The organism is Nonomuraea sp. NPDC049709, from assembly GCF_040674815.1.
In the GTDB taxonomy this organism is placed as follows: domain Bacteria; phylum Actinomycetota; class Actinomycetes; order Streptosporangiales; family Streptosporangiaceae; genus Nonomuraea.
The window spans coordinates 99,497-117,579 of sequence record NZ_JBFANM010000019.1 but is presented as its reverse complement, the minus strand read 5'-3'; the positions used below and the strand labels follow the sequence as shown (position 1 = coordinate 117,579).

14 protein-coding genes are annotated in these 18,083 nt (G+C 69.2%); 8 read left to right on the top strand and 6 right to left on the bottom strand.

What is annotated here, in order from left to right; all coding sequences use genetic code 11:
• Nucleotides 1-95 precede the first annotated feature (95 nt).
• The gene (locus tag AB0J69_RS20850; RefSeq protein ID WP_364119353.1) at nucleotides 96-869 is read left to right on the top strand and encodes a L,D-transpeptidase family protein; all 774 of its coding nucleotides are present in this window, start codon (nucleotides 96-98) and stop codon (nucleotides 867-869) included.
• Here AB0J69_RS20850 and AB0J69_RS20845 read toward each other — a convergent pair.
• From AB0J69_RS20845 to AB0J69_RS20825, 5 genes are all read right to left on the bottom strand, one after another.
• On the bottom strand, nucleotides 823-2,235 hold the full coding sequence (locus AB0J69_RS20845) for an FAD-binding oxidoreductase (protein WP_364119350.1): 1,413 nt from the start codon (nucleotides 2,233-2,235) through the stop codon (nucleotides 823-825). The genes AB0J69_RS20850 and AB0J69_RS20845 overlap by 47 nt on opposite strands.
• A gap of 85 nt (nucleotides 2,236-2,320) precedes the next feature.
• Complete coding sequence (locus AB0J69_RS20840; protein WP_364119348.1) at nucleotides 2,321-3,907, bottom strand: NADH-ubiquinone oxidoreductase-F iron-sulfur binding region domain-containing protein; 1,587 nt, start codon at nucleotides 3,905-3,907, stop codon at nucleotides 2,321-2,323.
• A 76-nt stretch (nucleotides 3,908-3,983) separates the two neighbouring features.
• Complete coding sequence (locus AB0J69_RS20835; RefSeq protein ID WP_364119345.1) at nucleotides 3,984-4,823, bottom strand: ferric reductase-like transmembrane domain-containing protein; 840 nt, start codon at nucleotides 4,821-4,823, stop codon at nucleotides 3,984-3,986.
• Nucleotides 4,824-4,893: 70 nt separating this feature from the next.
• Nucleotides 4,894-6,348 (bottom strand): DUF1996 domain-containing protein, encoded by a 1,455-nt coding sequence (locus AB0J69_RS20830; protein ID WP_364119342.1) that lies wholly within the window; start codon nucleotides 6,346-6,348, stop codon nucleotides 4,894-4,896.
• On the bottom strand, nucleotides 6,345-6,989 hold the full coding sequence (locus tag AB0J69_RS20825; protein ID WP_364119339.1) for a DUF4142 domain-containing protein: 645 nt from the start codon (nucleotides 6,987-6,989) through the stop codon (nucleotides 6,345-6,347). Before AB0J69_RS20825 ends, AB0J69_RS20830 begins: the two co-directional genes overlap by 4 nt.
• 117 nt (nucleotides 6,990-7,106) lie before the next feature.
• Between AB0J69_RS20825 and AB0J69_RS20820 the strand changes: the two genes are divergently transcribed.
• The 4 genes from AB0J69_RS20820 (at nucleotide 7,107) to AB0J69_RS20805 (ending at nucleotide 13,654) form a co-directional block, all read left to right on the top strand.
• Entirely contained in the window at nucleotides 7,107-7,652 is a 546-nt protein-coding gene (locus AB0J69_RS20820) for a sigma-70 family RNA polymerase sigma factor (RefSeq protein WP_185109925.1), read from the top strand.
• Nucleotides 7,652-7,852 carry a zf-HC2 domain-containing protein gene (locus AB0J69_RS20815; RefSeq protein ID WP_148439394.1) on the top strand — a complete coding sequence of 67 codons (201 nt, stop codon included), beginning with the start codon at nucleotides 7,652-7,654 and terminating at the stop codon, nucleotides 7,850-7,852. The genes AB0J69_RS20820 and AB0J69_RS20815 overlap by 1 nt, the downstream gene beginning before the upstream one ends.
• Nucleotides 7,853-7,937: 85 nt before the next feature.
• A complete protein-coding gene (locus tag AB0J69_RS20810) occupies nucleotides 7,938-8,741 on the top strand; it encodes a tryptophan 2,3-dioxygenase family protein (protein ID WP_364119335.1) in 804 nt (267 codons plus the stop codon).
• A gap of 38 nt (nucleotides 8,742-8,779) precedes the next feature.
• Nucleotides 8,780-13,654, top strand: coding sequence for an NAD-glutamate dehydrogenase (locus tag AB0J69_RS20805; RefSeq protein WP_364119332.1), 4,875 nt, complete (start codon nucleotides 8,780-8,782; stop codon nucleotides 13,652-13,654).
• Between the two features lie 228 nt (nucleotides 13,655-13,882).
• Here the strand turns inward: AB0J69_RS20805 and AB0J69_RS20800 are convergent, their stop codons facing one another.
• Nucleotides 13,883-14,902 carry a hypothetical protein gene (locus AB0J69_RS20800; protein WP_364119329.1) on the bottom strand — a complete coding sequence of 340 codons (1,020 nt, stop codon included), beginning with the start codon at nucleotides 14,900-14,902 and terminating at the stop codon, nucleotides 13,883-13,885.
• 47 nt (nucleotides 14,903-14,949) lie between these two features.
• Here AB0J69_RS20800 and prfB point away from each other — a divergent pair, with 47 nt between their 5' ends.
• The 3 genes from prfB to ftsX all read left to right on the top strand — a co-directional run bounded on the left by prfB (nucleotide 14,950) and on the right by ftsX (nucleotide 18,080).
• Complete coding sequence (prfB, locus tag AB0J69_RS20795) at nucleotides 14,950-16,065, top strand: peptide chain release factor 2 (protein WP_364119326.1); 1,116 nt, start codon at nucleotides 14,950-14,952, stop codon at nucleotides 16,063-16,065.
• Nucleotides 16,066-16,461: 396 nt separating this feature from the next.
• Nucleotides 16,462-17,151, top strand: a complete 690-nt coding sequence (ftsE, locus tag AB0J69_RS20790) for a cell division ATP-binding protein FtsE (RefSeq protein WP_091079803.1) — start codon at nucleotides 16,462-16,464, stop codon at nucleotides 17,149-17,151.
• 20 nt (nucleotides 17,152-17,171) lie between these two features.
• Nucleotides 17,172-18,080, top strand: coding sequence for a permease-like cell division protein FtsX (gene ftsX, locus AB0J69_RS20785; protein WP_364119323.1), 909 nt, complete (start codon nucleotides 17,172-17,174; stop codon nucleotides 18,078-18,080).
• The last annotated feature ends 3 nt before the right edge of the window (nucleotides 18,081-18,083 follow it).

Below are 18,083 nucleotides of genomic sequence, written 5' to 3'. Positions count from 1 at the left end.
CATATTTAACGTGATTCGCTTATTAGGCCGGGACTTTGCTTGCCAAAACCTCTGTATGAGATGAATTCTCGGCGAACCTGGGTACGCGTCGATTTATGAGGACAAAACTTCGGGGAATTGTCGCCCTCGGCGTCGTTGTCGGCATCAGTTGCGGCCTGCCGGTCGCCGCCGCGGCGGACACGCCGGACACAACGGACACGGAAGCGGTGAAAGGGGTCGTGCTGCGGCCCGGAGACCGCGGAGAGGCCGTCAGGCTGCTGCAGCGGCGGCTGCACGCCGGGCGCTACTACTACGGGCGGATCCATGGCGTGTACGACGAGCAGACCAAGCTCGCGGTGTGGGCGCTGCAGAAGAGCCGGCGGATGATGCCCCAGGGGGAGATCGGGCCGCAGGTGTGGAAGGCGCTCGACCGGCCGTTCCGCTGGCGCCCCCTGGTGCCGGAGGGCGGGCCGGACCGGGTCGAGATCAACCTGCGCGAGCAACTCCTCACCGTCTACCGTGACCGCAGGCCCGTGCTCTTCTCGCACATCTCCTCCGGCGCGGAGGTGCGTTACTGCAAGGACGGGCGCTGCGGGAACGCGATCACGCCGGTCGGGAACTTCCGCGTGTCGCGGCGGGCGCCGGGCTGGACGACGGGGCGGCTGGGGTCGATGTTCAATTCGCTGTACTTCACCGGTGGCATCGCCATGCACGGCTCGACCAGGGTGCCGCTGCGCCCGGCCTCCCACGGGTGCGTACGCCTGCCGATCGAGACCTCCAAGCGCCTGTACGAGATCGTGAAGATCGGCGAACCCGTGTACGTCCGGGGCGGGTTCGACTGGTCTAGAGACCGTGCGGCAGGCGGAACACGCGATCGGGATCGTAGGTAGCCTTCACCTCCGCCAGCCGCGCGGCGTTCGACCCGTAGTACGCGCTCCGCCAATTTCCTAAATCCGGGTCAATGTAATTCACATAGGCGTGATCCCCGAAATATCGGGACATGTCGCCATGCAAACCACGCAACCAGCTCCGACCCATCCCTTCCGCGTAATACTGCACGCTGAAAAGCGCCGCCCGATGGGGAAACGCCGTGGCCGACGGGCTGACCCGGCCGATCGCCCCGCCCATGGCGTCCATCAGCACCGAGTGCCGCCCGCCGCGTGCCACTCCGTTCACCAGCGCCCGCACGCCGTCCGCCGGCAACCTCCGGTAGGCCAGGTGCGACCTGGCCGAGAACGCCGCCCGCGGCATCCGCCGGCACTCGGCCACCGACATCGACGAGCAGCCCGCCATGATCTTCATGGCGTCCAGGTAGGAGGTCGTGCGCACCGAGCGGGACGACGGCCGGCCGATCCCGGCGACGAGCGGGGCCAGCAGCCGGTCCAGCGCGGACCTGGGCCCGAGGTGGACGCCGCCGATCTGCACGTCCAGCCCGCTCGCCGAGCGCGTCAGGTGCAGCGACGACCACAGCTCGTCCGGGGCGGACGGCCCCCACGACTGCCACGCCCGCACCGCCCGGGCCGCCTTCGCCCACGGCCAGTGCAGGAAGAACACGGTGAGGTCGCCGGCCGGGTGCGTCCTGAACGTGCAGGACACCGCCACGCCGAAGTTGCCGCCGCCACCGCCCCTGCAGGCCCAGTAGAGCCCGGCGTGGTGCCCGGCGTCGCAGGTCAGCAGCCGGCCGTCGGCCGTGACCACGCGTACCGACTCAAGGACGTCACACGTGAGCCCGTACTTCCTGGACACCACGCCGATGCCCCCGCCCAGCGTGAGCCCCGCGATCCCGACGGTCGGGCAGGAGCCCGCGGGGATGCTCACGCCACGGCGGGCGAGGCGGTCGTAGACGTCGATGAGCTTGGCGCCCGCGCCGATCGTGGCCCGGCCGCCGGAGTAGGCGACCGAGCTCATCCTGGACACGTCGATCACCAGCCCGGTGCCGGTGGACCAGCCCGCGTACGAGTGGCCGCCCGAGCGGCTGGTGACCCGCACGCCGGCGGCCCGCGCGAAGGCCAGGCACGCCGAGACGTCCGCCGGGTTCGCGCAGTAGGCGACCGCCTGCGGCCTGATCCCGTCGTAGGCCGGGTTGTACAGGCGGCGGGCGGCGGCGTATCCGGCATCCCCCGGCAGCACGAGCGTGCCCGCCAGCCGCCTCCGCAACCTGGCCCAGTCGGGCGGTGGCCCAGCGAGAGCAGGTGCCGGTGCGGAGAGTGCCAGCGGGGTGAGCGCGGTGGCGTGCAGGAAATCCCGGCGGTTCATGGGCTGTCTTCCCGTAGAACGTGTGAACCATGGGTGAGACGCGCCGGAGATCCGCCGGGTTGGTCACATATGCATCACTTCGGGATCACCCGGCCGTCCCTCCGACTCTCGTGATCCGTGTGACGCCGCCCACCCGGCTGAGCCGTGGCGCGCTCTCCCCGGCCTTCTTGAGCACTCCGTCCTTGACCAGCCGCAGCGGCGATCCGGCGGGCTGGGGGCCGTCGCCGGTGGTCTGCGCCAGCCGCAGGGCCAGCGCCGGGCACATGTCGACCGCCCGCCGCGCTTCCCTGGCCATGAACCCGGGGATCTTCCTGAACGAGGGGAACCCGTAGTCGTCCAGGTCCACGAACTCGGGCAGCAGGTGCGCGCACAGCCCGTGCCCCTGGCAGCGGGACCAGTCGACCTCCAGCCGGAACTCGGCCTCGGCCTCGCGCTCCGGCATCGGCAGCACGCCGCGGACCGGCCGGCCGCAGGAGCCGTGCTCCAGGTGGGTGGCGATCTCGGTCTCGAACGCGTCCAGCGCCGACAGCACGAACTTGGCCGTCCCGTCGGGGTGGAAGCAGGCGCCGCGGCGCTCGACGACGCGTACGGAGCGGCGTACCGCGTCCACCGAGCCCGTGCCCTCGGCCAGGGCGCAGATGGCCCGGGCCACGTCGGGCAGCCCGAGCCGGCAGGGGCCGCACTGGCCGGCCGACTCGGCCGCCAGGTACGAGGCAACCCTGGCGGCCTCGCCCAGCGGGCACGTGGACTCGCCGAGCGGGACGATGATGCCGGCCCCCAGAGTGGCGCCGGCCATCTTCATGCCCTCGCGCGAGATCACGGCCGTCTCGGCGACCTCCGCCGACAGCCACGCGCCGTGGTAGCCGCCGACGAGCACGCCGTCGCCGGCCTCCGCCTCGCACAGCGCGAGCACGTCGGCCAGCAGGGTGCCCGTGGGCGTCTCGATGACCGCGCCGTGGGCCGCGCCGCCGCTGACGGTGAGCAGGATCGTGCCCGGCTCCTTGCTGGTGCCCACCTCGGCGTACTTCTCCGGCCCGTACTCGGCCAGCAGCGCGAACTGCGCGTACGTCTCCGTGTTGGACAGCAGCGTCGGCAGCCCGTCCACGCCGCTCGTCGCGGCCCGCTTCTTCCTGCCCGGCGGGATGCCCTCCTCCCCGTTGACGGCGCGCACGAGCGCGCCGCCCTCGCCGGAGATGAACCGCTCCTTGATCCCGACCACCCGGATCGGGACGCGGCTCTCCGCGCCGCCGGAGATGTTGGCCGCGCGGCGCTCGGCCACGGCGGCCGCGACGGACGCCTCGGCGACCTCGCCACCGGCCGTGGCGACGACCACCTCGCGGGCGCCCAGCGCCTCGGCCGCCAGCACCGCCCCGTCCAGCACCAGGTGCGGGTTGCGGGTGAGGAGCATGGCGTCCTTGGAGCTGGCCGGCTCGCCCTCGGCGCCGTTGACCAGCACGACGCTCTCTCCGGAGCCGGCCGCGTCGGCCACGGCCTTCAACTTCCGGGCGAACGGGAACGCCGCACCGCCCCGGCCACGCATGTCCACCTCGTTGGCGTACGACATGAGCTCGCCCAGTTCCCGCGGCTCCACGACGCCGTGGAGTGTGCGGTGAGCGGGCAGGTCGAGCCGGCGGCAGTGGTCGAGCCCGGCGGTGAGCCGGGCCGGACCCATGCGTAAGACCCGTGGCACTCGAGCCGGAATCACGGCCTCTCCCTTGGGATCGTGAGCAGGGGGACTGCGAGCGGGCTCATCCGGCCTCCCGATATCTGCGCCGGGCCTCGGCGAGGCTCACGGGTGCGTTGGCGGCCGTCGCCGTCGCCGCCGCGGCGCCGGCCGGGACAGGCCGGGCCTTCTGAGGACGTTCTGACGGGACTCCCACGGCGGCGGCGGCGGTCACCGCGGGTCCTGCGACCTTCTCGGGTATGACGGGTGGCCGGCGCACGGTCGCCAGCACGCGGACGATCAGCGCGCCGCCGACCGCCGCCAGGCAGGCCACGTAGGACCAGGCCACCCAACCGGCCGGCGGGCGGCCGGCCGTCAATCCGTGCATGATGGCGACGGGCCAGGCCACGTACGCGGCGGAGTGCAAGATCCGCCACATCCACGGCCTGCTCCGCACCGCGAACCGGCCTCTGACCATTCCCGTCGCCACGGCCACGACCATCAGGTCGAAGGCCAGCGCGCCGAGCCCCACGTAGATTCCGGCGACCGGCACGACCGCAGCCCCCAGCGGTACGTGCCCCAGGCTGATCATGAGCGTGATGTGCGTGACCAGGTACGCCAGCCCGATGAGCGCGGTGGCCCGGTGAGCGAGCTGGGCCCTGACCCGGTTGGCCGGTGTCAGGAAGACGCGTTCGGTGGTCAGCAGGCCGAGCGCGACGGTCGCGGTCAGCAGCACCAGGGCGAACACGCCGGCGTAGAACTCGAGGAAGCCGATGCCTTGGCCGAGCAGCCCGATCCCGCGCTCCGTCCTGGTCAGTGCGAACACCGACAGCACGATCGCGGCGATCGAGGCACTCGCCCCCAGCCGGACATTCCTGGTGTCCAGCTTGGTGGGGGCGTGCCGAGGGCTTCGTCTGTGGAGCATGTATTTCCCTCCAAGGTCGAGTGAGGGTGCGACTCGGAAGGCTGGGTGCCCGTGCGGGCAGGTGTTCAGATCAGCAACGGCGACCCCGGTTGATGCATGAGACGACGAACTGCATCAGCCGGTCGGGCATCACATTGGCGAAGTCCGCGTGGTCGGTGACCGGGTTGTGCTTCTGTTCCGGGAAGGCGTCCAGGGCGTACGACGGACCCTGAGGCACGGAGTACGTGAGGGTCATGCGAAGTTGCGGAATCGCCCTGGTGCCCTGCGGGCAGGCACCACTCTGGTCGGGGAAGACCACGTGCGTGCGGTGATTGGCGCTGTCGGTGTTCTGGCCGTCCCAGCAGCTAGGGAAGTCCAGAATACGGAGCACCTGGCTGCCGCGCGGGCAAAGCGGGTATTTGTCGGGAGTTATGCGGTTTTGGAATCCCGTGCAGCTCCACGCCGCGCGGGCGTTCGCGCCGCCGTTCGTCGCGGCCTTGGCGTCACCCATGATCAGCCTGAGGAACCTCGGCATGGCGACGACCCTGGAGGTGGCGTTGCCGCGGAACTGCAGCGTCACGGCGCGGGCACGCAGCACCTGGCCGACGTTGCCGTCCGGGTCATTGGCGTTCGCGTCCGACTTGCGGTCCCTGAGCACGGGCCAGAAGTACGTGGACTTGTCGCCCAGCCGGCAGGTCGTGCCCGCCGCCGCCAGGCTCTCGTCGGTGGAGAACGCGTCCGTCGACAGGTTGCCCACGTAGTCGTGCAGGTGGTGCGCCCCGTTGCTCACACCGGGGGCGACGATGAAGTTGTCCGGGTTGTTGTGGCCGTTGCGGTTCGTACCGCACTGGGAGACGAACGTGCCGCGCGAGCCGTTCCTGCCGATCCGCGGGTTGAGCAGACCGCCGTTGCCCTGCACCTGGCGGATGTCCACGAAGTCCTCGGGGAACGGGCCCAGGTCGGCGCACTCTTCCTCGGCGCCGCCGGTCCCGGTGGGGGAGGGCGAGGGGGATCCCGTGGGGCTCTGCGAAGGCGATGCCGTGCCCCCGTCATCGGGGTTCTGGCTGGGGTTCGGGCTCGGGGACTGGTTGCCGTTGTTGCCGCCGCGACGGCGGGACTGGACCGTGGGGCTCTCCTCCGGCGCGGCCTCGGGGGCCTCCGCCTCCGGCGACTGGCCGTCAGGGGACTGGGCCTCGGGGGACTGCGCGGGGTCCAGCGCGATGCCGCCGCCCTGGGGCGCCTGCTGGTCGCCCTCCTGCTGATCGGTGTTCTGCTCGGGCGCCTGCTGCTGCTGGTCCTGCTGCTGGCCCTGCTGGTCCTGGCCCTGCTCGTCCTGCTGCTGGCCCTGGTCCTGTTCCTGGTTCTGATCCTGGTTCTGGTCCTGCTGCTGGGACTGCCGCGCCTGGGGCGTCTGTGTCGCCTCGGCGGGGTCGCAGTGGTCGGCGAGGGCCGGGGTGCCCACGCCTATGACAGCCGCGGACACCAGGCCGCCGGCCGCCACGGCCAGGGCGGACACGGCCGCGGCCATGCGTCTGGATCTCCTCATGTGTGTCTCCTCTTTTCGACCGCCATTGCGACGGGTGGAGCGGGTGAGGGCGTCGGGGGTTCGGGCAACTGGCTGTGGTCGACCAGTCCGGTGGACTCCAGGTACGCCATGTGGCGCATCACGTAGTTGATGCCTTCCGCGGCGAACTTCCTGATCTCGGAGTTACGCGTCCCGGACCGTACGCCCGCCACGACGGTGAAGACCTTGCCGTGCGCGGCACGCAACAGGTTCGCGAAGTCCTTGTCGAAGGCCGGTCCGCTCTCCGACGCCAGCTGGGCCATCCAGCGTTGCTGGTCGGGATTGGGCTCATCCGGCAGGGCCACACCGAGCCTCTTGGCGACCTGCCGGGTCAGCAGGTCGAGCTCCATGTGCTCCTTCATGATGAGCTGGCCGACTTCCTTCACGCGTTGGGACTCGGCGCGGGTCTTGGCGTACTCGCCGACGGGCATCTCCCACAGCCCGGCCTGGCGTACCTTGACCAGCAGGTCGCGGTCGGCGGCCGTGAGCGGCCCCGACGACGTCTGTGTCCACTGGGCGGCCGCGGGGTCGATCGCCGGCGGCATGACCAGCACGATCGTCACGGCGGCGGCTACGACGAAGCCGCCGAGCATGAACAGCTCGCCGCGCAAAAGCCTGTGCATGGTCGGAGGTACGCGGGCCTACCGGCTGGGGTTCACGTATGGCCGGAGATAGTTAGAAATGACTGGAGTTATCGGAGTGGCTACCGCTTGGATAACGAAGGTGTAAAGATGTGCCCCGTGCTAGGTCACCTCGACGGCAGGTTCGAGAGTGCGGATGCCGAGGCGGAGCATCGCATCGCGGTGCTTTACCAGGAGTTCGGCGGCCCTCTGCTGCGACACGTCCGCAAATCCACAGGTAATGACCTTCAGTGGGCCGAAGACGTCGTGCAGGAGACGCTCGTCCGGGCCTGGCGGAACTCGGCAAGACTGCAATGGGAACCAAGCCTCATATGGGCGTGGCTACTGACAGTGGCCCGCCGCATTGTCATTGATGGTCGTCGGCGGAAGAGCGTCCGGCCGCAGGAGGTCGAGCCGCCCGAAGTCGACATGATGTCGGTGCCAGATGGGTCGGAGCGAGCGTTGTCGGCGATGGTCGTCGCGGACGCTCTCCGATCCCTGTCCGAAGAACACCGCGAAGTCATTGAGCAGACCTACCTCCGAGACCGTACGATAAGTGAAGCGGCGGAGATTCTGGGGATCCCGCCGGGCACGGTGAAGTCCCGGCTCTACTACGGGATCCGGGCTCTCCGCGAGCTGCTGCGGGACAAGGGGGTAGCCGGCTGATGCATGACGGGGTGGCCGCCTACGTCCTCGGCGTCCTCGATGAAGAGGAGCACGAGGCCTTCGAGCGCCACCTCGACACATGCGAGCGCTGCCAGGCGGAGCTGATTGAGCTTGCCGAGCTGCCGGATCAGCTCGACGAGCTCAAGAACGACCCCTCCTCGACTTCCGGCGACGATCCCCCGATGTCGATGTCACGTTGACGTCTGTGCCCTTTTCGGGTGATATCGGTACGGCGAGGCGTTGCGCCCGGCCATGCGTGGCCGGGCGGTCAGGGGGAGGTGTTCGGTGGGCATCGACGGTGATGCGCCCGGGCCCCCGCGTCGGCAGTTCGGCGAGGAAGGCGGCCGGCTGTCGTACGGCGGCTATCTTCGCCTGCCCGAGCTCCTCGCCCAGCAGCAGCCGCAGTCGCAGGCTCCTGACGAGCTGCTCTTCATCACCATCCACCAGGTCTACGAGCTGTGGTTCAAGCTGCTGCTCCACGAGCTGGAGGGTGCCCGCGAGGCGCTGTTCGCCGGCGAGCTCTGGCGTGCCAGGCACCTGTTCCGGCGGGTGCACTCGGTCGAGCGCGTGCTGATCGAGCAGGTCGAGGTCCTGGAGACGATGACGCCCCAGGACTTCCTGGAGTTCCGCGCCAAGCTGTCGCCCGCCAGCGGGTTCCAGTCGGTGCAGTTCCGGGAGCTGGAGTTCCTGTCGGGGCTGAAGGACGAGCGCTATCTCGGCACCTTCAGGCACGCCGGCGAGGAGGAGCTCGCCCGGCTGCGTCGCAGGCTCGCGGAGCCCACGCTGTGGGATGCTTATCTCACCGCCCTCTCCCAGCGTGGCCTGCCGGTCTCGGACGACGAGATCATGGGCTCGCTGCTGGCCGTGGCGAGGGACCGCGGGTCTTACGACGACCTGTGGCAACTGGCCGAGGACCTGCTGACGCACGACGAGACCGCCGCGCTGTGGCGGATGCGTCATGTCCAGATGGTCGAACGCCAGATCGGCACCAAGTCGGGCACAGGCGGCTCGACAGGTGCCCCCTACCTGCGCGGTAGGACACGCCTGCACTACTTCCCGCTGCTGTGGGAACTTAGGGCCTGGCTATGAACAGCCATGGCGAACCCTCACAAAGGAGTGAGAGCGAAATGCCGCTCGACGAGGCCAAGGATGAGCTGCTCCAGCGAGCCGCCGAAAGTTGCGCGGTGAGCAGCGAGCACGTGAGCACCGAGGAGGCTCTGTCCTTCCTGCGCTTCTACTATCGACATGTCGCGCCGGAGGACCTGCTCGACCGCAACCCCGTTGACGTGTACGGCCCCGCGATGTCCCAGAGGCAGCTCGCCGAGGTCCGCCCGCAGGGCAGGGCGGTGGTCCGGGCCTACACCCCGACGCTGGAGGAGAACGGCTGGGACCCCGGCCACTCCGTGGTCGAGGTGGTCACCGACGACATGCCGTTCCTGGTCGACTCGGTCACGATGGAGCTCGACCGGCACGACCTGGGCATCCACCTGCTGGTCCACCCGCAGATGCGGGTGCGCCGCGACATGACGGGCCGGATGCTGGGCCGCGGCCAGGAGGACGTCACCGGCCAGATGCTGGTCGAGTCCTGGATCCACATCGAGATCGACCGCCAGGCCGACTCGGCGGCTCTCAAGGCCATCGAGGCCGACCTGCAGCGGGTGCTCTCCGACGTGCGCCACGCGGTCGAGGACTTCAGGAAGATGCGGGCGCTGGCCGTACAGACCGCCGAAGACCTGAGCATGAACCCGCCGCCGCTGGAGCCCGCGGAGGTCGAGGACAGCCTCGACCTGCTGCGCTGGCTCGCCGACGGGCATTTCACGTTCCTGGGCTACCGGGAATACCGCCTGGAGGACACCGACGAGGGCGAGGCGCTGCGCGCGCTGCCCGGGGCGGCCCTGGGCATCCTGCGCGACGACAAGGTGAGCTCCGAGAGCTTCGCGGCGCTGCCCGCCGAGGTGCGGGCCAAGGCGCGCGAGAAGCAGCTCATGATCATCACTAAGGCCAACTCCCGCGCCACCGTGCACCGGGCCACCTACCTGGACTACATCGGGGTGAAGCTGTTCTCGCCCGAGGGCGAGGTGATCGGGGAGCGGCGCTTCCTGGGCCTGCTCACGCACGTGGCCTACAACGAGTCGATCTCCCGGATCCCCGTGCTGCGGCGCAAGCTGGCCGACGTGCTCGACCAGGCCGGGCTGGCGCCCGACAGCCACGACGGCAAGGACCTCATCGAGATCCTGGAGACGTTCCCGCGTGACGAGCTGTTCCAGACCTCGGTCGACCAGCTCCTGCCGATCGCGATGGGCGTGCTGCGGCTGCGCGAGCGCAAGCAGGTCAAGCTGTTCCTGCGGCGCGACGACTACGGCCGCTACATCTCCTGCCTGATCTACCTGCCGCGCGACCGCTACACCACCAAGGTGCGGCTGAAGATGCAGGAAGTGCTGCTCAAGGCCCTGGGTGGCCGGTCGCTCGACTACAGCGCGATGATCGGCGAGTCGGTGCTGGCCCGGCTGCAGGTGGTCGTGCGGGGCGAGCGGGGCAGGCCGCTCCCGCCGCCGAGCGTGGACGTGGAGGAGCTGGAGGCGCGTCTGGCCGCCATCACCCGCTCCTGGGAGGACGACCTGGCCACCGCTCTGGGGGAGATGACCTCGGAGGAGGAGGCGCCGAAGCTCATCAGGCGGTACGCCTCCGCCTTCCCCGAGGGCTACAAGGCGGACTTCCCGCCCAAGGTGGCCGTGGTCGACCTCCGGCGGCTGGAGCAGCTCGTGGAGCGGGGCGACGGCGAGGAGGTCGGGATCAACCTCTACGAGCCGTACGACGCGGCCGAGGGGGAGCGGCGGCTCAAGATCTACAAGGTCGGCTCGCCCATCTCGCTGTCCCAGGCGCTGCCGCTGATCCAGCGGCTCGGCGTGGAGGTCGTGGACGAGCGGCCGTACGAGGTCGACCGGGACAACGACCCCGGCACCAAGAACGCCTGGATCTACGATTTCGGGCTCCGCTACACCCCCTCCGAAGACGTCGACAGGAACGACTTCAAGCGGCTCTTCCAGGACGGGCTCACCGCGCTGTGGCAGGGCCGGGTGCAGGCCGACGACTTCAACGCGCTCATCCTGGCGGCCGGGCTGACCTGGGAGCAGGTCGAGATCCTGCGGGTCTACGCCAAATACCTGCGGCAGGCCGGGAGCACGTTCTCGCAGCCGTACATGGAGCAGGTGCTCAAGGACAACGTGCGGCTGGCGCGGCTGCTGGTGCGGCTGTTCGAGGCCAAGCTCGACCCGCGGCGGGGCGAGGACGTGCGGGTGGACCTCGTGGAGGCGCTCACCGAGGAGATCCTCGGGGCGCTGGACGAGGTGGCCTCGCTGGACGAGGATCGGATCCTGCGGGCGTACCTGGAGATGATTCAGGCGACATTGCGCACTAATTACTTCCAAACTGTGGATGGGCGCCGCAAACCGTACATTTCGCTCAAGTTCGACCCTCAGGCCATCAGCGTGCTGCCGTTGCCGCGGCCGAAGTTCGAGATATTCGTGTACTCGCCCCGGGTCGAAGGCGTGCATCTCCGGTTCGGGAAAGTGGCGCGGGGCGGGTTGCGGTGGTCGGACCGGATGGAGGACTTCCGTACGGAGATTCTCGGCCTGGTGAAGGCACAGATGGTGAAAAATACCGTCATTGTGCCGACTGGGTCTAAAGGTGGATTTGTCGTTAAGCGTCCGCCCAAGTCCGGCACCCGCGAGGACCAGCTCGCCGAGGGCGTGGCGTGCTACCGGATGTTCATCTCCGGGCTGCTCGACATCACCGACAACCTCGTGGACGGCAAGGTCGTGCCACCGCCGGACGTCGTGCGGCACGACGGCGACGACACCTACCTCGTGGTCGCCGCCGACAAGGGCACCGCCACCTTCTCCGACATCGCCAACAGCGTGGCGAAGGAGTACGGCTTCTGGCTGGGCGACGCCTTCGCCTCCGGCGGCTCGATCGGCTACGACCACAAGGCCATGGGCATCACCGCCCGGGGCGCCTGGGAGTCGGTCAGGTACCACTTCCGCACCACGGGCGTCGACGTGCAGAACACCGACTTCACCGTGGTCGGGATCGGCGACATGTCGGGTGACGTGTTCGGCAACGGCATGCTGCTGTCGGAGCACATCCGGCTGGTCGCCGCGTTCGACCACCGGCACATCTTCGTGGACCCGTCGCCCGACGCCGCCCGCTCGTTCGCGGAGCGGCAGCGGCTGTTCGAGCTGCCGCGCAGCTCGTGGGAGGACTACGACGCCAAGCTGATCTCGGCCGGCGGCGGCGTCTTCCCGCGGACCGCCAAGTCCATCCAGATCACGCCCCAGATGCGCCAGGCGCTGGGCATCCCGTCGGGCGTCGCCTCGATGGCGCCGAACGACCTGATCAGCGCCATCCTGCGGGCCCCGGTCGACCTGCTGTGGAACGGCGGCATCGGCACCTACGTCAAGGCCGGCGCCGAGGCCAACTCCGACGTGGGCGACAAGGCCAACGACGGGCTCCGGGTCAACGCCTCCGAGCTGCGCTGCAAGGTCATCGGCGAGGGCGGCAACCTGGGCTTCACGCAGCTGGCCCGGATCGAGTTCGCGCTCAACGGCGGGCTGGTCAACACCGACTTCATCGACAACTCGGCCGGGGTGGACACCTCCGACCACGAGGTGAACATCAAGATCCTGCTCGACCAGGTCGTACGCGACGGGGAGCTGACCGACAAGCAGCGCAACCAGACCTTCACCTCGATGACCGACGAGGTCGCCGACCTGGTGCTGCGTGACAACTACGCGCAGAACGTGGTGCTGGCCGCGGCCCGTACGCAGGCCGTCGAGATGCTCCACATCCACGCCCGCTACCTGCGCAAGCTGGAGCGGGACGGGCTGGTGAACCGGGAGCTGGAGTTCCTGCCCTCGGACAAGACGCTGGCCGAGCGGCGGCAGGCCCGGCTGGGGCTGACCGCGCCGGAGTTCTCCGTGCTGCTGGCCTACACCAAGCTGGTGGCCGACGCCGAACTGCTGGGCTCCGACCTGCCCGACGACCCGTACCTGGCCTCGTGGCTGGTCTCCTACTTCCCGTCGGCGCTGCGGGAGCGGTTCCGCACGTACATGGACGAGCACCCGCTGCGCCGCGAGATCATCACCACCTGCGTGGTGAACGAGCTGGTCAACTCGGCGGGCACCACGTTCATGTTCCGCTTCGGGGAGGAGACCGGGGCCTCGACGCCCGACATCGTGCGGGCGTACCTGGTGGCGCGGGAGGTCTTCGATCTGCCGAGCTTCTACCGGGCCGTGGAGTCGCTGGACAACAAGGTGAGCACGGACGTCCAGATCGCCATGCTGCTGGAGGCCCGCAAGCTGGCCGAGCGCGGCGCCCGCTGGCTCCTGGTCAACCGCCGGCCGCCGCTGGACCTGGCCGGGTCCGTCAGCTTCTTCGTCAAGGGGGTCAACGGCCTCGTCGCCCACATCCCGAAGCTGCTGACCGGGCCCGACATCGCGGCCTACGAGGAGCGCCGGGACTCGTTCGCGGCCCGCGGGGTGCCGATGGAGCTGGCCGAGCGGGTGGCCGCGATGGTGCCGGCGTACTCGACGCTGGACCTGGTGGAGATCTCGTCCCTGACGGGGCGGCCGGTCAACGAGGTGGCGGAGGTGTACTTCGACCTGGCCGACCGGCTGCAGCTGGCCCGGCTGCGGGAGCGGGTCATCGCGCTGCCGAGGGACAACCGGTGGAACTCCATCGCGCGTTCGGCCCTGCGCGACGACCTGTACGCCGCGCACGCCTCGCTGACGCGCGACGTGCTGGCGCACAGCAAGCCGGGGCTGCCGCCGGAGGAGCGGCTGGCGCGGTGGTCGGAGACCAACTCGGCGGCGGTGTCCCGGGCCCGGCAGACGCTGTCGGAGATCTGGGAGAGCGACAACTTCGATCTCGCCACGCTGTCGGTCGCGTTGCGCGCCATCCGCACGCTCGTCGCCGCCAGCAACCTCCCCCACACGGAGGCATAGTCACGGAGGCATAGTCACGCGCCGCCGGGGCCGGCCACCCGCCGGCCCTTCAGGCGGCTTTCCTTTACGCGCTGCCGGGGTGGGCCAACCGCCGACCTTGGCTCGCGTCCGTCCAGGGGAACGCCCGCTGACCGGTCAGTGGCGCGCCGCCGTTACGGAGCGCACCGCCGGCCGGGTTCCGTGGCACACGAAGCCCGGCGACTCCACCAAAGGTGACAGGGGGGTCGGTCACTGGCCGGAGGCGCGGGTCAGGGCGCCGTCGTGGGCGATGACCGGGGCGGCGGCGGGGGTGGTGAGCGGGGGGACCGCGGTGGCGTACTGGTGCGTCTCGATCAGCTTGAGCGTGCGGCGCAGCACCGGCGTGGTGATGGCCCAGCGGGCCTGCTCCGGCACCGGGATGTAGTCGTCCTCGGCCGTCTTGGTCGTCGTGGTCGTCGTGCGGGTCAGCGAGTATTGGATCAGCGCCCCGCCGTCCTCGGTGCGCAGCGCGTAGACGGGATAGTTGTCGGCGCTGAAGATCGAGTCGTAGCTGAACCCGTCGTTCTTGGCCTTCTCCCGCTGCGAGGCGATCTGCTCGGCCACGTCGGTGGTGTAGGGCCCCGCCGCGAGCAGGCCGGCCGTGACCCCGGCCGTGCCCGTCTCGGCCACGCTGGCGTGCACGGGGCCGATGAACTGCGGGCTGATCGTGACGGTCTTGTCGTCGGGCGCAACGGCCGAGGCGTAGCCCTCGGCGTCGAGCTTGATCTTCGGCAGCTCCTGCCCCGGCAGGAGCTCGGCCGCGGAGCTGAGCCGCCAGCGATCGGACTTGGTGAACGTCAGCAGCGCCGGCCGCCCGTCGCGCGTCACCAGCGCGCTGAACCAGGGCGCCGGCTCGTCCGGGGCGAATCTGGGCACGTAGAGCGTCGGCGCGCCCCATCGGAAGCGCGGCGGCGCGTAACCGGTCGCCAGGAAGGCGGCCACGGCGATCTGCGACTGCCCGCCGGTGGTGACGTCGTTCTTGACCATGTCGAGCCGGCCCTCCAGGGGGCTCTTCACCCGCAGCGCGTCGTCGGTGGCGATGATCGCCGAGAACTCCTCGGCCGCCTCGGCCCGCGTGACGGCGGGCGGCGCGGGGGAGGGCGACGCGGTCGCGGAGGCCGCCGCGGCCGACCTGGTCGGCGCCGGTTGGGCATTGCCGGTGCAGGCGGTCACCGCGGCGAGCAGGCCGGCGGCGAGCGCCAGCACCCCTCGCCGACCGTATGCACGCACCTGGCCATGTTATTCGGGCCCGCGAGGGTCGCGTACCCTTGGGAGACGTGGCAGGCATCGATCCGGCAGAAGAGATCAACGAGCTCGCGGGCACGCTCCGCAGCATCCAGGACGTTCTCGACCTCGACGCTATGCGTAAGCAGATCGAGGAGCTGGAGCAGCAGGTTGCCGCCCCAGACCTGTGGGACGACCCCGAGCAGGCCCAGAAGGTCACCAGCAAGCTCTCCCACCTCCAGGGCGAGCTCAACCGTGTCGACGGCGTCGCGCGCCGGCTCGACGACCTGACGGTCCTCTACCAGCTCGCGGCCGAGGAAGGCGACGACGATACGCGCGCCGAGGCCGACAAGGAGCTCGAGTCCCTCAAGTCCGACATCGGCGCGCTGGAGGTGCGCACGCTGCTGTCGGGCGAATACGACGCCCGCGAGGCGCTCATCACGATCAACTCCCAGGCGGGCGGCGTCGACGCCGCCGACTGGGCGGAGATGCTGCTGCGGATGTATCTGCGGTGGGCCGAGCGCAAGGGCTACTCCACCGAGGTCTACGACACCTCCTACGCCGAGGAGGCCGGCATCAAGTCGGCCACCTTCACCATCAAGGCGCCCTACGCCTACGGCACGCTGCGGGGCGAGCACGGCACCCACCGGCTGGTCCGCATCAGCCCCTTCGACAACCAGGGGCGGCGGCAGACCTCGTTCGCCGGGGTGGACATCGTGCCGGTCGTCGAGCAGACCGACCACATCGACATCAACGAGGACGAGATCCGCGTCGACGTCTATCGCTCCAGCGGCCCCGGCGGCCAGGGCGTCAACACGACCGACTCGGCGGTGCGCATCACGCACCTCCCGTCCGGCATCGTGGTCTCCTGCCAGAACGAGCGCTCGCAGCTGCAAAACCGCGCCACGGCCATGAACGTGCTCCAGGCCAAGCTGCTCGAGCGCAAGCGGCAGGAGGAGGCGGAGAAGATGTCGGAGCTGCGGGGCGCGACCACCACGTCGTGGGGCACGCAGATCCGCAACTACGTGCTCCACCCCTACCAGATCGTGAAGGACCTGCGCACCGGCACCGAGGCGGGCAACCCGTCAGCCGTGCTCGACGGCGACATCGACGGGTTCATCGAGTCGGAGATCCGCTGGATGCGGCGGCAGGAGTCGGAGTCGGCCTAGGCTCAGAGGCCGCCCAGGTGCTTGACCGCCAGAGTCAGGAAGAGCAGGGCCAGCAGGAGCAGGATGAGGAGGGCGGGTGGCAGCCCGGCGAAGCCGTGGTTGTGCATCCGCTCTCTGTTGGCGCGGCACAGGGCACAGCGGCCCTCAATCACGGGGTGGGCGCACTGCGCGCATACGAGGTGTTCACAACTCATGTCAGCCCCAAGTCTAGCCGCACAATCGTTTTGTTTCCGTTATGGACGTTCCATGCCAGTCTTCCCCCTAGACTGTCGTCTGGCCAATCGGAACGTCGATCATCAGTAAAGACGACGCCCCCGATCGGCCGGTGGCGGGAAGTGGGCATGTGCCACCCTCGCTTCCGTCCTGACCCCTAGACTGGCATGCCGTGATGCTCTCGTGATCCATTTCGATAATGTCACCAAGGTCTACGCGAACCAGAACCGGCCCGCCCTCGACCACGTATCCGTTGACGTGGACAAGGGTGAGTTCGTGTTCCTCGTCGGTCCCTCGGGATCAGGCAAGTCCACGTTCCTGCGCCTGATCCTGAAAGAGGAGCGGCCGAACTCCGGCGCCATCCATGTCGCCGGCAAGGACCTGGCCCGCCTCTCCAACTTCAAGGTGCCGCACCTGCGCCGCCGCATCGGCTGCGTGTTCCAGGACTTCAGGCTGCTCCCGAACAAGAACGTCTACGAGAACGTGGCGTTCGCCCTCGAGGTCATCGGTAAGCCCCGGCGGTTCATCCGCAAGGTGGTGCCCGAGGTCATCGAGCTGGTCGGCCTGGAAGGCAAGGCCCACCGCATGCCCGACGAGCTGTCCGGCGGCGAGCAGCAGCGCGTCGCCATGGCCCGCGCGTTCGTCAACCGGCCGATGATCCTGCTGGCCGACGAGCCCACGGGCAACATCGACCCCGCGACGAGCATCGGCATCATGAAGGTGCTCGACCGCATCAACAGGACTGGCACCACGGTCGTCATGGCCACGCACGACGCGGCCATCGTCGACTCCATGCGCAAGCGTGTGGTGGAGCTGGAGGACGGCAAGATCGTCCGTGACCAGTCGCGTGGCGTGTACGGCCAGGCGTACTGACAGGGAGCTGCAGACACAACATGCGGGCGAATTTCATCTTCTCCGAGGTCTGGATCGGCCTCCGTCGCAACCTGACCATGACCATCGCCGTGATCATCACCGTGGCGGTCGGCATGGCGATGCTGGGCGTCGGCCTGATGATCAACAGCCAGGTCGGGCTGATGAAGGGCTACTGGGACGACAAGGTCGAGATCTCGGTCTTCCTCTGTAAAAAGGGAACGGCCATGCCGGCCTGCAACGGCAAGGCGATCACGCCCGCGCAGACCAAGGCGCTCCAGGAGCACATCACCAACACCCAGGGTGTCAAAGAGGTGTTCTTCGAGGACGAGACGACTGCCTACGAGAACTTCAAGCAGTCCTTCTCCTCCAACAAGGCCCTCGTGGACGCCACCAAGGTCGAGGACCTGCCGCAGTCGTTCCGGATCAAGCTCGAAGACCCGGACAACTACCAGCCCGTCATCCAGGCCGTCACGGGTCAGCCCGGCGTCGCCCAGGTGATGGACCAGAAGCAGCTCATCGCCCCGTTCTTCAGCCTGCTGGACACGCTCGCGATCGCCGCCCTCACCGTGGCCATCGTCCTGGTCCTGGCCGCCGCCCTGCTGATCGGTAACACGGTCCGGCTGTCGGCGTTCAACCGGCGCCGGGAAACGGGCATCATGCGGCTGGTCGGCGCGTCCAACCTCTACATCCAGCTGCCCTTCGTGATGGAAGGCGTCATCGCCGGTCTCGTCGGCGGCGTGTTCGCCGCGGTCATCCTGATCATGGCGAAGGTCTTCCTGTTCGACGAGGTCGTCAGCTTCTTCGGCGACGCCACGGCCGCGCTCGGCTGGAACGACCTGGCCCAGACGATCACGCTCACCATGATCATCGGTGTCGTGATCTGTATTCTGGCCTCGTTCGTGACGCTGCGCCGCTACCTCAGGGTCTAGCCG

Excerpts from the sequence above, each read along its gene's own strand:
- AB0J69_RS20850 (WP_364119353.1), top strand. The coding sequence starts at position 96 with ATGAGGACAAAACTTCGGGGAATTGTCGCCCTCGGCGTCGTTGTCGGC.
- AB0J69_RS20845 (WP_364119350.1), bottom strand. The coding sequence starts at position 2,235 with ATGAACCGCCGGGATTTCCTGCACGCCACCGCGCTCACCCCGCTGGCA.
- AB0J69_RS20805 (WP_364119332.1), top strand. The coding sequence starts at position 8,780 with ATGCCGCTCGACGAGGCCAAGGATGAGCTGCTCCAGCGAGCCGCCGAA.
- ftsX (WP_364119323.1), top strand. The coding sequence starts at position 17,172 with ATGCGGGCGAATTTCATCTTCTCCGAGGTCTGGATCGGCCTCCGTCGC.
- AB0J69_RS20815 (WP_148439394.1), top strand. The coding sequence starts at position 7,652 with ATGCATGACGGGGTGGCCGCCTACGTCCTCGGCGTCCTCGATGAAGAG.
- AB0J69_RS20825 (WP_364119339.1), bottom strand. The coding sequence starts at position 6,989 with ATGCACAGGCTTTTGCGCGGCGAGCTGTTCATGCTCGGCGGCTTCGTC.
- AB0J69_RS20835 (WP_364119345.1), bottom strand. The coding sequence starts at position 4,823 with ATGCTCCACAGACGAAGCCCTCGGCACGCCCCCACCAAGCTGGACACC.
- AB0J69_RS20840 (WP_364119348.1), bottom strand. The coding sequence starts at position 3,907 with ATGGGTCCGGCCCGGCTCACCGCCGGGCTCGACCACTGCCGCCGGCTC.
- AB0J69_RS20830 (WP_364119342.1), bottom strand. The coding sequence starts at position 6,348 with ATGAGGAGATCCAGACGCATGGCCGCGGCCGTGTCCGCCCTGGCCGTG.